The organism is Paenibacillus xylanilyticus (genome assembly GCF_009664365.1).
Classification (GTDB): Bacteria; Bacillota; Bacilli; order Paenibacillales; family Paenibacillaceae; genus Paenibacillus; species Paenibacillus xylanilyticus_A.
This window is the reverse complement of record NZ_CP044310.1, coordinates 4,203,397-4,216,403: the sequence shown is the minus strand read 5'-3', so window position 1 is coordinate 4,216,403 and position 13,007 is coordinate 4,203,397. Positions and strand designations below refer to the sequence as shown.

13 protein-coding genes are annotated in these 13,007 nt (G+C 48.8%); all 13 read left to right on the top strand.

All coding sequences use genetic code 11. The features are described from left to right. The 13 genes from F4V51_RS18600 to trpA all read left to right on the top strand — a co-directional run bounded on the left by F4V51_RS18600 (nucleotide 1) and on the right by trpA (nucleotide 12,954). A complete protein-coding gene (locus F4V51_RS18600; RefSeq protein ID WP_153979187.1) occupies nucleotides 1-618 on the top strand; it encodes a UbiX family flavin prenyltransferase in 618 nt (205 codons plus the stop codon). Nucleotides 619-949: 331 nt separating this feature from the next. Next, entirely contained in the window at nucleotides 950-1,924 is a 975-nt protein-coding gene (locus F4V51_RS18595; RefSeq protein WP_095292868.1) for a polyprenyl synthetase family protein, read from the top strand. A 157-nt stretch (nucleotides 1,925-2,081) separates the two neighbouring features. Further along, nucleotides 2,082-2,525: a nucleoside-diphosphate kinase gene (ndk, locus tag F4V51_RS18590; protein WP_153979186.1), complete on the top strand. Its 444-nt coding sequence runs from the start codon at nucleotides 2,082-2,084 to the stop codon at nucleotides 2,523-2,525. A gap of 24 nt (nucleotides 2,526-2,549) precedes the next feature. Then, the gene (locus F4V51_RS18585; protein WP_153979185.1) at nucleotides 2,550-3,341 is read left to right on the top strand and encodes a CheR family methyltransferase; all 792 of its coding nucleotides are present in this window, start codon (nucleotides 2,550-2,552) and stop codon (nucleotides 3,339-3,341) included. A gap of 250 nt (nucleotides 3,342-3,591) precedes the next feature. Further along, nucleotides 3,592-4,761: a chorismate synthase gene (gene aroC, locus F4V51_RS18580; protein ID WP_153979184.1), complete on the top strand. Its 1,170-nt coding sequence runs from the start codon at nucleotides 3,592-3,594 to the stop codon at nucleotides 4,759-4,761. A gap of 1 nt (nucleotide 4,762) precedes the next feature. Continuing rightward, complete coding sequence (gene aroB, locus F4V51_RS18575) at nucleotides 4,763-5,860, top strand: 3-dehydroquinate synthase (protein WP_153979183.1); 1,098 nt, start codon at nucleotides 4,763-4,765, stop codon at nucleotides 5,858-5,860. A 2-nt stretch (nucleotides 5,861-5,862) separates the two neighbouring features. Further along, entirely contained in the window at nucleotides 5,863-6,240 is a 378-nt protein-coding gene (gene aroH / locus F4V51_RS18570) for a chorismate mutase (RefSeq protein ID WP_110759002.1), read from the top strand. Nucleotides 6,241-6,759: 519 nt separating this feature from the next. Then, nucleotides 6,760-8,331 (top strand): anthranilate synthase component I, encoded by a 1,572-nt coding sequence (gene trpE / locus F4V51_RS18565; protein ID WP_153979182.1) that lies wholly within the window; start codon nucleotides 6,760-6,762, stop codon nucleotides 8,329-8,331. A 35-nt stretch (nucleotides 8,332-8,366) separates the two neighbouring features. Further along, complete coding sequence (gene trpD, locus F4V51_RS18560; protein ID WP_153980765.1) at nucleotides 8,367-9,440, top strand: anthranilate phosphoribosyltransferase; 1,074 nt, start codon at nucleotides 8,367-8,369, stop codon at nucleotides 9,438-9,440. Beyond that, nucleotides 9,430-10,221: an indole-3-glycerol phosphate synthase TrpC gene (gene trpC / locus F4V51_RS18555; protein WP_153979181.1), complete on the top strand. Its 792-nt coding sequence runs from the start codon at nucleotides 9,430-9,432 to the stop codon at nucleotides 10,219-10,221. Before trpD ends, trpC begins: the two co-directional genes overlap by 11 nt. Before the next feature lie 8 nt (nucleotides 10,222-10,229). Continuing rightward, nucleotides 10,230-10,955 (top strand): phosphoribosylanthranilate isomerase, encoded by a 726-nt coding sequence (locus tag F4V51_RS18550; RefSeq protein WP_153979180.1) that lies wholly within the window; start codon nucleotides 10,230-10,232, stop codon nucleotides 10,953-10,955. Beyond that, nucleotides 10,952-12,151 carry a tryptophan synthase subunit beta gene (gene trpB / locus F4V51_RS18545; protein ID WP_095292853.1) on the top strand — a complete coding sequence of 400 codons (1,200 nt, stop codon included), beginning with the start codon at nucleotides 10,952-10,954 and terminating at the stop codon, nucleotides 12,149-12,151. The genes F4V51_RS18550 and trpB overlap by 4 nt, the downstream gene beginning before the upstream one ends. Beyond that, complete coding sequence (gene trpA / locus F4V51_RS18540; RefSeq protein WP_095292851.1) at nucleotides 12,148-12,954, top strand: tryptophan synthase subunit alpha; 807 nt, start codon at nucleotides 12,148-12,150, stop codon at nucleotides 12,952-12,954. The genes trpB and trpA overlap by 4 nt, the downstream gene beginning before the upstream one ends. The last annotated feature ends 53 nt before the right edge of the window (nucleotides 12,955-13,007 follow it).

Genomic DNA, 13,007 nt, shown 5'->3' with positions numbered 1-13,007 from the left:
ATGTATCAGCTGGACAATAAACGACTTGTTGTCGGAATTACCGGAGCCAGCGGAAGTATTTATGGCATAAGACTTATTGAAACGCTGCTCAGCCTGGATTTCACTGTCCATCTGGTGATATCTAATGCCGGCTGGCGGGTTTTAAAAGAAGAAATGGATTGGGATGTCACGAATCGTGAAGGTGTGCTGGAAGACAAATTCGGCAACCTCGGCGGTTCGCTGGTCTATCATCCCGTTAGTGATATAGGGGCTTCGATTGCAAGCGGATCTTACCTGGCTGATGGCATGATTATCATGCCATGCTCCATGGGCACACTTTCCTCCATCGCACAGGGGTCGTCAGATAATCTGATGTCTCGCGCTGCGGATGTCATGATGAAGGAGGCAAGGCCGCTAATTCTAGTGCCACGGGAGACTCCGCTGCATGCGATCCATCTGGAAAATATGCTCAAGCTCTCTCGTTTGGGTGTTCGAATGATTCCGGCGATGCCGGCTTTTTATCACAAACCTCAGACGATGGAAGAGTTGATTTTGTTTTTGGTTGGTAAAGTGCTGGATAGTTTGCGCATTCAGCATCAACTGTTCGCAAGATGGGGAGAACCGGATCAAAGGGGCTAGCCGTTTTTTCTATAACGGTTTGAACTTCATATGCAGGTTTATGACCTGCTAGCCCCGGTATCCCGGGGTATTGGTGAGCGCTGATGGTAGAGTTTCGGTGAAACCACAGCCTTGACCCATGCTCCGGCAACTTCTGGATTTGTTTCAGAACAAGTCGAAGAGTTTAATTCCCGGATGTCAGCCATGACATTCGAAGAAGTAAGTACGACTTAGTAGAACACAAGCAGGAACGGCAAGCCCTGGTTTTTCGTTATGCCTGCAGGCCCGACTTGCTGGAGGGGAAGGTAAGCATGGATTTTTGGACTGATAATACGCTGACACGGGTGAACGAATGAAACTATTGGATATTTTCGGGTTGTTAAAAAAAGACATGGATTACATTGAAAAAGAATTGTATCGCAGTGTGCAGGGAGATCAGAAACTGCTAAGTGAAACCTCACTACATCTGCTCAAAGCCGGCGGGAAGCGTTTGCGCCCGGTATTTGTACTGCTCGGCGGTAAATATGGTACATATGACATTGAACGCCTGAAGTTGATTGCGGTACCGCTGGAATTGATTCATTCTGCTTCACTGGTACATGACGATGTTATTGATAATGCGGAGACACGGAGAGGCAAACCTACGGTGAAGTCCAAATGGGATAACCGTATTGCGATGTACACCGGGGATTATATCTATGGAAAAGCACTTCAGATGACAGCTGGCCTGTCCGATCCGGACATCCATCGTATTCTGGCGAAGGCCATGGTGCAGATGTCTATCGGTGAGATGGAGCAGATTCGTGACTTTTTCAATACAGGACAGAGTGTTCGCAATTACCTGCTGCGGATCCGTCGCAAAACAGCGCTGCTGATTGCAGTCAGCTGCCAGCTTGGAGCTCTGGCTACACGTGCACCAAAACATGTTTCTTCGCTCCTGTATACTTACGGATATAATGTGGGCATGGCCTTCCAGATTCAGGATGATGTACTTGATCTGGTGGGAACAGAGAAACAACTGGGTAAGCCTCCAGGTAGTGATATGAAACAGGGGAATATTACGCTGCCTGTCCTGTACGCTCTGCAGGAACGTGATCTTCGTGAGCCGCTGCTTAACGAGATTTCGCGTGTTCAGCGTGAAGATGGACGGGCAAGTGCCTCGGATGCCATTGGAATGATTCGCCAAAGTCAAGGAATCGCTAAAGCTGAAGCACTGGCTGACCGATATATGAAGAAAGCGCTCGATGCTCTGGATCAGCTGCCTAATATCAAGACAAGCAAAAATTTGCGCGATATTGCACATTTTGTTGTCAAGCGGACTCATTAACGTGCAGTGATATGATCATGCCGCTTCGTACTCGGGTTTACTCCAAAGACATAGATGTGAGATTCCTCATTGGGAGGAATTGGACATGTATGTTACAATCAAAGTGATTGCGTCTACATAATGAACTAACTTTGAACCGTGAGTGAGGAGTGAGCGTATGGATCGTACATTTTTGATGGTGAAGCCGGATGGTGTGCAGCGTGGTTTGATTGGGCGTATCGTTAGCCGTCTGGAAGACAAGGGGTTTAAAATGGTGGCTGGGAAACTGGTTCAGATGACAGAGGAACAGGCCAAGCGCCATTATGCGGAACATGAAGGAAAGCCGTTTTTTGATGATCTGGTGCAGTTTATCACATCCGGGCCTGTATTTGCCATGGTCTGGGAAGGTGATGACATTGTGGCACTTGCGCGGATTGTTATCGGCAAAACCAATGTAAAGGAAGCGGCTCCCGGTACGATCCGCGGAGACTTTGCGAGCCACACACCGCATAACCTGATTCATGGAGCTGATTCGCCGGAGTCTGCCTCTCGTGAAGCAGCAAACTTCTTTACTTCAGATGAGTTGGTGACGTACGACAAGAGCATCGCAGCCTGGTTGTAATTTATTAGCCAGAAGGGTGATACGATGCTGGAGCAGGAACAACTAGACCCGGATTATGCCGGTTTTATTCGGAAAATCAAAGAGAGCACAGGCATTGATCTTGCTCAATACAAGGAAGGCCAGATGAAAAGACGGCTGACCACACTTCGAAACAAAAACGGGTTTCATACATTTTCTAATTTTTTTGATGCCATGCAGAAGGATAAGTCGTTATTTTACGAATTTCTTGATCGGATGACGATTAACGTTTCGGAATTTTGGCGAAATCCTAACCGCTGGGAAGTGCTCCGTGACGAGATCCTTCCTGAGTTGATTGGTCCGAAGCGCCGTGTAAAGGTATGGAGTGCTGCTTGCTCAACTGGCGAAGAGCCCTATACACTTGCAATGATTTTGGATACGATGGGAATTCTTAAGGACAGTTCCATTACGGCGAGTGATCTGGACGAAGGCGCACTGGCCAAAGCCAAGGAAGGGCGTTATATGGAGCGTTCGCTCAAGGATGTCCCCAAAGAGACAGCCAGTCGCTATTTTAAACAGGACGGGTTGGTTTACCGGATCGATGACAAGCTCAAAAGCTCAATCAAGTTTATGAAGCAGAATCTGCTGCTGGACCCTTTTGATGATGGGTATGATCTGATTGTGTGCCGGAATGTGATGATCTATTTTACCGAGGAAGCCAAAAATCTGTTGTATCATAAATTTGCAGCAAGTTTACGGCCAGGCGGCATTCTATTCGTAGGCAGCACAGAACAGATTTTCTCCCCTGGACAATACGGTCTGGAGACAGCGGAGACGTTCTTCTATCGTAAAAAATAAATAAAGTTAACGGATTGGCTGACCGTCTGGATTACACACGAACATGTGTCCAGACGGTTATTTGTATTTCCGTGTAAAGAAGAGCGTAATTTCAGCTGCGAATTGTGTCAGCACAAGCTGACCAAAATTTCGTTTTTGGGCAGGAAACGACGGGCTTTCTTGTCAAAGCGGGTAAGCTATACTATAATGAGCAAAGAAATTATGGGATTTTAGCAATGTGCAGTTTAACAGTTTAAAGGGGGAACGTATTATGAGTTTACGTTATTTAACCGCAGGGGAAACGCACGGACCCCAATTGACAGCGATTATCGAAGGATTGCCAAGCAATCTGAATATTAATTTTGAGGAACTGAACTTCCAGCTCCACCGTAGACAAAAAGGATATGGCCGTGGACGCCGGATGCAGATTGAGAAAGATCAGGCCAATTTTGTAGGTGGCATTCGTCACGGATATACAACTGGAGCTCCGGTAGCTCTGGTCGTTCAGAATAATGACTGGAAACACTGGCAGAACATTATGAATATTGAGCCTATTGAAGGCAGTGATGAAGAGAAACGCCGCGTTCATCGTCCTCGTCCTGGACATGCGGACCTGAACGGCGGACTCAAATATAATCTGAAAGATCTGCGCAACGTTCTAGAGCGCTCCAGTGCACGTGAAACAACGGTACGTGTAGCTTGTGGAGCGATCGCTCGTCAGTTCCTGGCCGAGTTTGGCATTAAGGTAGCGGGGCGTGTACTGCGTATCGGAGAGATCGAGGCACCTTACCAAGACCTGCCTATCGATGAGCTGATTGAAGTAACCGAAGCTTCCTCGGTTCGAGTTACGGATGCAGAGACAGAGAAGAAGATGGAAGCCTACATTGATCAAATCAAGCAGGAAGGCGACTCCATCGGAGGAATCGTGGAATGCATTGTTGAAGGTGTTCCTATCGGTCTCGGAAGCCATGTACAGTATGATCGCAAACTGGATGCACGGATTGCTCAAGGTGTCATGTCCATTAATGCCTTTAAAGGTGTGGAAATCGGTATCGGATTCGAAGCAGGAACGATTCGCGGCTCCCAGGTACATGATGAAATTCTTCACACCGAGGAACGTGGTTACCACCGGGCAACCAATCGTTTGGGTGGATTTGAAGGCGGTATGACCAACGGAATGCCGGTCGTGGTTCGTGGGGTTATGAAACCTATCCCGACACTCTACAAACCACTTCAAAGCGTTGATATTGATACCAAAGAAGCCTTCACTGCCCAAGTTGAACGTTCAGATGCTTGTGCCGTTCCGGCAGCAAGCGTAGTCATGGAACATGTGGTGGCATGGGAGATTGCCAAGGCATTCCTTGAGAAGTTCGGTGGGGATTCCATGGAGGAAATTCGCGCCAACTACAACAACTATAACGCTCAATTGGAGAGCTACTAATATGCGTCAGCTGACAGTTCAGTTGGAGGAACGCTCATATCCCATTCTAATTGGCAGTGGTCTGCTAGCTGAGGCGCCTCGATTTTTTGAACAATATGGATTGACTAAAAAAAGTCCGCTGCTCATTATTACCGATGAGAATGTGGCTCCCAAGTATTTGGCTGGTCTTGAACAGACCCTCCGGGCGGCTGACTATACAGTCGTTTCGGCAGTGGTTCCTTCGGGAGAGACATCCAAATCCCTATCGGTTTATCAAGACATGATGACAGCTGCCATTGAGGGTAAACTGGATCGCAGTTCCGCCATTATTGCGTTGGGCGGAGGCGTTGTGGGAGATCTCGCTGGATTCGTGGCGGCTACATATATGCGTGGAATCAAGTTTGTACAAGTACCGACAACAATCCTCGCACATGACAGCAGTGTTGGTGGCAAAGTAGCCGTTAACCATCCGCTGGCCAAAAATATGATTGGTGCATTCCATCAGCCTGAGCTTGTGCTCTATGATGTGGATACACTTCAATCCTTGCCGCCGCGTGATGTTTCAGCCGGACTATCGGAAATGCTGAAGCACGGACTGATTCGCGACGAAGCGTTTGCACATTGGTGTGAAGAGCATGCCGAAGCGCTGCTCGCGCTTGACCCGGAAGCACTCGGATACGGTCTGGAACGCGGATGCGGCATCAAGGCTGAAATTGTGTCTCGTGATGAGCGGGAAAACGGAGAGCGTGCACTTTTGAATTTGGGCCATACCATTGGTCATGCAATTGAAGCGATAGCTGGATACGGGGAGTTTTTGCATGGAGAAGCCATCTCTATCGGGATGGCCGGATCGGCTTTGCTGGGCGAGAAGCTTGGTGCACCTGCAGGTCTATATGACGATACAGTGCGGATGCTTCGTTCCCTGCGATTACCGGTCACCATGCCGAAACATCTGGATACGGATGCGTTGATGGATGCCATGATGCATGACAAGAAATTCCGTGAAGGACATATGGTGTTTATTATTCCGGATCGGATTGGAGCAGCGCGAATTGTGAAAGACGTGCCCGTATCGGCAGTTCGTGATGTCATTGAATTGCTTAAGAAGGGAGCAGAATAACGATGGTAACACGTGGAATTCGCGGGGCTACAACAGTCACGCAAAATAACGAAGAACTGATTTTGAAGGAAACGGCAGTATTGCTGCAGGAGATTGTGGACCGCAACGATATTAAGCCGGAAGATATCTGCAGCGTCTGGATTACGATGACAGGTGATTTGGATGCTGCCTTTCCAGCGAAGGCCATTCGTCAACTGGACGGCTGGGAATTGGTACCTTTGATGTGTGCACTGGAAGTACCCGTTAAGGGTGCCCTGCCGCAATGCATTCGTTTCATGGTGCATGTGAACACAACCAAAGACCAACATGAAATCAATCATGTGTACCTGAATGGTGCACAATCCCTGCGGCCTGATTTGGCTGCACCTTCGAATTCATAATAAATAGAGTGGTTGTCAAACCATTCTGAATGCTGTATAGTGAGAACCAGTTGAGTAGAGTATGAGTTGAGCTGAGAGCAGCTGAGATAGTGGAGTATATAGCAGAGTCCAGCGGGTGGTAGCCGGAGTAACAAGGTCGGCCAACTGATTCGCGGTACGTCGTGCTACAGGATTGATTAGAACAGGAACCTCATATTGTGAAACGTGTCCAGTGACACCGTTTTGTTTTGGTATATGCTCATTTTTGTTTGCTGAGATCCCATTTTGTTTCTGTGATGGTATGTGCAAGCGGAAGAGCTGGTGAGCCACTATTCAAGACGTGCAGGTTGGTGGATGTAGGACGTTCATTCATGAGACTGGTCTGATGATCCAGCATGGAAGTATAGGGACTTGTTATTTATGAAGCACCAAACTGTTGATTACAGCTTATAAACCCAGAACCTCTACCTGATGGTAGAGGTTTTTTTGTTATATATAACCCATGACTTTCTTCTACCTAATCTGAAAGGACGTGATCTGATGATAACGCCAAACGTTAATCAAGTACTGAAAATGTCGAATGAATATAATCTGATTCCGGTAGTCAAACGGATTTTGGCTGATATGGAAACGCCTATCCGAATTTTCCGCCGTTATGCTGAGAATGACCGGGCATTCCTGCTGGAGAGTGTGGAGGGCGGTATTCAGTGGGCAAGGTATTCTTTCATTGGTACGGATCCGTTTCTGATGATTTCGGCCAAAAAGGGTCGGATGGAAGTGGAAGAAGCTGGCCAGAAGCGCGAGCTGCCAGGCAAACCTATTGAAGAACTAAAAGCGCTGCTGCGCAAGTACCGTAGTCCCAAAGACGACGAACTGCCGCCATTTACAGGCGGAGCGATTGGTTTTTTTGGATATGATCTGCTGCAATATTATGAGAAGCTTCCAGCTCATGCGCTGGATGATCTGAATATGGATGATATTCGTTTCATGTTCTGTGACCAGATTATTGTGTTTGACCACGTGAAACAGCAGATGCTGCTTGTCGGCAACGTTCATGTCAAAGAAGGGGCAACGGATGAAGACATCCGGAAAGCTTATGAAGTGACATCAGAGAAGCTTGAGCAGGCCGCTGAGCGCTTGCAGCAGCAGGGACCCGGGGAAAACCTGAATCCGCGATCCATTCCGGGAGACGTTGATCTGGGGGATATTCGTTCCAACCTAACGAAGGAACAATTTATCGGCAATGTGGAGCAAGCCAAGGAATATATCCGTGCAGGTGATATTTTTCAGGTCGTGCTGTCGCAGCGCTTCCACATCGATACTGAGGTTTCCCCGCTTCATGTGTATCGTGTACTTCGGACCCTGAACCCATCGCCCTATATGTATTATTTGAAAATGGATGATGAAATCATTGTCGGGACCTCGCCGGAGGCTCTGGTAAAGGTGGACGGCAATCGTGTGGAGACAAGGCCAATTGCCGGCACACGTCCAAGAGGTGCAACGGAAGCGGAGGATCGAGCGCTTGCAGCCGATCTGCTGCAGGATGAGAAGGAGCGGGCGGAACATCTCATGCTGGTTGATCTGGGCCGCAACGATCTCGGCCGTGTATCGAAATTTGGCAGTGTGAAGTGTGACATGTTCATGGAGATTGAGCGTTATTCTCACGTCATGCACATGGTATCGAATGTGACGGGCGAGCTCAGAGAAGACAAGGATTTCTTCGATGCATTCCTCTCGTGTCTCCCGGCTGGAACGGTATCGGGTGCGCCGAAGCTGCGTGCGATGGAGATTATTGCCGAACTGGAAAAAGAAGCGCGCGGTGCTTACGCAGGCGCGATCGGATATCTCGGGTTCTCCGGTAACATGGATGCCTGCATTACGATTCGGACCATCATTTTCAAAAAAGGAAAAGCGTACGTGCAGGCCGGAGCAGGCATTGTATGGGACTCGGTCCCTGAAAGTGAATACGAGGAAACCGTCAACAAGGCGAAAGCATTACTTAAAGCAATCCGTACAGCGGAGGCCATGTTCCCTCCCAAAGAAAAAGATAACCACCTGACACTTGCGAATGCAGATTATTTTGTAACGCCAGCCACGGCTGTACAGAACTGAAAGAGGAGAGACCGGATATGAATATGAACCCTGTGATGAATGAAGATTCCAAGAGATCCGCATCTGCCCTAAGCCAGAACGAAGGAATGAAGGACGGACTTGCCAAAATTTTGGAGGGTAACCATCTCGAGCAATCGGAAGCACGTAACTTGATGTACTCCATCATGAGGGGTGAAGCGACTCCGGCCCAGATTGGGGGATTGCTGATGGCTCTCCGAATGAAGGGGGAAACGGTGGACGAAATCACCGGTTTCGCAGAGGCGATGCGTGGGCAGGGCGGCCGGATTCTTACTGATGGCAGCGGGCTGCTCGATACTTGCGGGACTGGCGGATCGGGGATTCACAAGTTCAATATCTCGACAGCCTCAGCCATCATTGCGGCAGCAGTTTCTGTTCGTGTGGCGAAACATGGCAATCGATCTGCTTCAGGTAAAGCTGGCAGTGCGGATGTTCTTGAAGCGTTGGGGGTTAACATTCATCTGGATGGGGAACAGGCAAGACAATGCCTGGATGAGATCGGAATTTGCTTCTGTTTCGCTCAGGTGTACCATCCGTCCATGAAACATGCGGCTGCACCACGCAAAGAGCTTGGTGTACGTACGATCTTCAATATGCTTGGTCCTCTCACTAATCCCGCAGGCGCGGATCGGCAGCTCCTTGGTCTGTATGACCGCAGTCGTACGCCAATGATTGCAGAAGTTCTCAATCGTCTCGGTCTAAAGAGAGCGCTCGTCGTTGCAAGTCATGATGGACTGGATGAGATCAGCATATCCGCACCGACTCAGGTATCTGAACTGCGTAATGGTGAAGTTCAGACGTACGACATTGACCCACGTGATATGGGGTTGTCACTCCATCCGCTGGAGACGGTTCTTGGAGGAGATGCTCTCCAGAATGCCGAAATCATAAAACGAATCTTTCACGGAGAACGGAGCGCGTATCGTGATGTCGTTCTGTTAAATGCTGGAGCGTGCATCTACCTTTCGGGTCTTGCAGAGACCATTGCGGAAGGTGTGACCATGGCCGCGAATGCTGTGGATTCCGGAAAGGCAGCGATGAAATTGGAACAGCTAATACAAACAACGGAGGCGTACAGTCATGTATCTTGATCGAATTGTAGCAACGAAACAGCAAGAGGTTGAAGTATTGGCCCAAACCTTTCAGATGGAAGAGGCATTAAAACAGATTGAAACATTGCCGGTTACCCGTGGGTTTGAACGAGCGTTATCGAAGAATCCTAATCGGAGCCTGGGACTTATTGCTGAAGTGAAAAAAGCATCACCATCCAAAGGGCTTATACGTCCTGACTTTCATCCGGTAGAGATTGCATTAGCCTATGAACGGGCAGGAGCAGATTGTATTTCCGTATTGACGGACGTCTCCTACTTTCAAGGCAGTGGAGAATATTTACAGGCCATTCATCAAGCAGTGAATATTCCTCTGTTGCGTAAGGATTTTATTATCGATGAGCGCCAGATCGCTGAAGCAAGATTGCTCGGTGCAGATGCCATTTTGTTAATTGCAAGCATCCTGTCCCCAGAGCAGATCCGTCAGTATCTGTCATTTGCCAAAAGTATAGGACTGGACGTCTTAATTGAAGTCCATGACCGAACGGAACTGGAGCAGGTACTGGAGATTCCGCAGGCAACTCTGGTTGGAATCAATAACCGTAATCTGAAGACGTTCGAAACCAGCTTAAGTACAACGCTTGATCTGATGAAGCTGATTCCGGATAGTGTAACGTTAATCAGTGAGAGTGGAATTGACGGTCCAGAGCGTTTAGGATCACTAATAGAGGCCGGAGTACAAGGGATCCTCGTCGGTGAGCATCTGATGCGCAAGGATGATGTGGAAGCAGCCGTTTACGAATTGATGGGGCCAAGAGGATGAATAAACTCATGAATGACGGTATAGGCGGCAGAGACAACAGGACGCCTAGAGAATCGGCAGCGGCCGTAAAAATTTGTGGACTTCAGGACGTTGAAGTGCTAAAATCGATGATAAACTTGCCGATTGATTACATTGGTGTTGTCTTTGCCGAGTCCCGTCGCCAAATTGATGCGCATAAGGCTGCCGAGTTAAGAACGGTCCTCATGGACTGGAATACATCTCATCGTCCGAAACTGGCAGGAGTATTTGTGAATCCTTCAATCACAGCGCTGGAGAGTGTCATGGAAGCAGCTCACCTGGATGTTATTCAGCTGCATGGACAGGAGTCTCCGGAATTTTGCGGACTGGTGAAGCAGCGTTTCGGAACCGAGGTGTTCAAGGCTCTTTCTTTTCCCAAAGATGAAACAGCTGCAGAAGTGAACGATACGGCCAAGAAGGCACTTGATCCCTATCAAAACGTTGTGGATGCCATATTACTGGATACCTACGATCCGTTATACGGAGGAGGTTCCGGCAAGACGTTTGCGTGGGATCGTATTCCCGCTTATGCCGAATGGGCCATTCAACATGGAATTGCTCTGTTCGTAGCAGGGGGGCTGCATCCGGATAATGTAGAGCAACTGATACAGACCTATGCACCAGACGGCGTCGATGTATCCAGCGGCGTAGAGTCTGACGGCGTGAAAGATATTGCAAAAATCACAGCATTTATAGAAAGGGTGAAGCAGGCATGACACATCAATTGCCGGATCAAAACGGGCGATTCGGTCCCTTCGGAGGCCGCTTTGTTCCTGAGACATTAATGAACGCTCTAATCGAATTGGAAGAGGCGTATGATCGTTACTCTCAAGACGAGGAATTCAATAAGGAATTAAATTATCTGCTAAGTGAGTATTCCGGACGGGAGACGCCGCTGTATCATGCGGAACAGCTGTCTCGCCATCTGGGAGGACCGAAGATCTATCTGAAGCGGGAAGATTTGAATCATACCGGTGCACATAAAATTAACAATGCGATCGGACAAGGCTTGCTTGCCAAACGTATGGGTAAAAAGAAAGTCATCGCCGAAACGGGTGCCGGACAGCATGGCGTCGCAACGGCAACCGTTGCTGCACTGCTTGGTCTTGAATGTAAAGTGTTCATGGGCGAAGAAGATACAGAGCGTCAACAACTGAACGTATTCCGGATGAAGCTGCTGGGGGCGGAAGTGATTCCGGTGACGTCGGGCACACGGACACTGAAGGATGCAGGGAATGAGGCTCTTCGTTACTGGGTCAGCAACGTGGAGGATACATTCTATGTGCTTGGATCAGTCGTTGGTCCTCATCCATATCCGATGATGGTGCGTAACTTTCAACGAGTCATTGGGGATGAGACGCGCAGACAGATCCAGGAGATCGAAGGGCGTCTTCCTGATGTGATCGTTGCCGCTGTCGGTGGCGGAAGTAATGCAATTGGCATGTTCTACCCGTTTATCGGGGATCAGGATGTGAAGCTGGTTGGTGTTGAAGCTGCCGGCAAAGGTGTGGACACTGAATTCCACGCAGCGACGATGAGTAAAGGGACACATGGTGTATTTCAGGGTTCCATGAGTTATTTGCTTCAGGATGAGTATGGACAGGTCCAACCTGCACATTCCATCTCGGCGGGTCTGGATTACCCAGGCGTTGGTCCGGAGCATTCCTATCTGAAGGACATTGAACGTGCGAAGTATGTACCGATTACGGATCAGGAGGCGCTGGATGCTCTGCAGCTGCTCAGCCGTACAGAAGGTATCATTCCTGCACTGGAATCTGCACATGCTGTGGCTCAAGTCGTTAAGCTTGCACCTGAACTTACAGCAGACGATATTGTTGTCATCTGTCTGTCCGGTCGGGGAGACAAAGATGTTGAATCCATTATGAAATATACAGGAGGGAACTTGTCATGAATCGGATGGACCAGACCTTCCTGCGTTTAAAGGAACAAAATCGTACAGCACTTATTCCGTTTCTGACCGTTGGTGACCCCGATGTGGAGACGACAATTGATATTATCAAGGAGCTTGAACAGGCAGGAGCTGACATCCTGGAGCTTGGGGTTCCCTATTCCGATCCGCTTGCGGATGGCCCTGTCATCCAGCGTGCATCCGAGCGTGCGCTGAAAAGCCAAATATCTATTCGTACCTGCATGGAAACAGCGGCCAAGGCACGCGAGGCTGGGGTACAGCTTCCGTTTGTTCTCTTTACGTACTACAACCCTGTACTGCAAACGGGACTGGATTTGTTCTTTGATGAACTTGTGAAACACGATATTAGCGGCATGATTATTCCGGATCTTCCCATTGAGGAAGCAGAAGAGATGCGCCGCAGGGCGGACGCTGCAGGCGTACATCTGGTTCCGCTGGTAGCTCCTACGTCCAACGCGCGGATTGAGCGTATCGTTAATGGAGCGAGAGGCTTTATCTACTGCGTATCTTCGCTAGGAGTAACGGGGGAAAGAGCCTCCTTCTTTGACGGAGTAGAGCGTTTTATTGAGACTGTGAAAAGTTTGACAGATATTCCGGTAGCCGTAGGATTCGGCATTTCGAGCCATGAGCAAGTAGAGCGTTTTTCCCGCATCTGCGACGGAGTGGTTGTCGGGAGTGCCATTGTTCGCCAGGTGGAAGAAGCCATTCCTCTTCTTGGGAATCCGGATACCCGTGAGGCAGGGCTGTTGCAAATTCGCAACTTTGTGGCACAATTAAAAGGATAGGGAGATAACGACGTGTTATTGCCCTGCATGTTTCGGCATGTAACTTATAACTT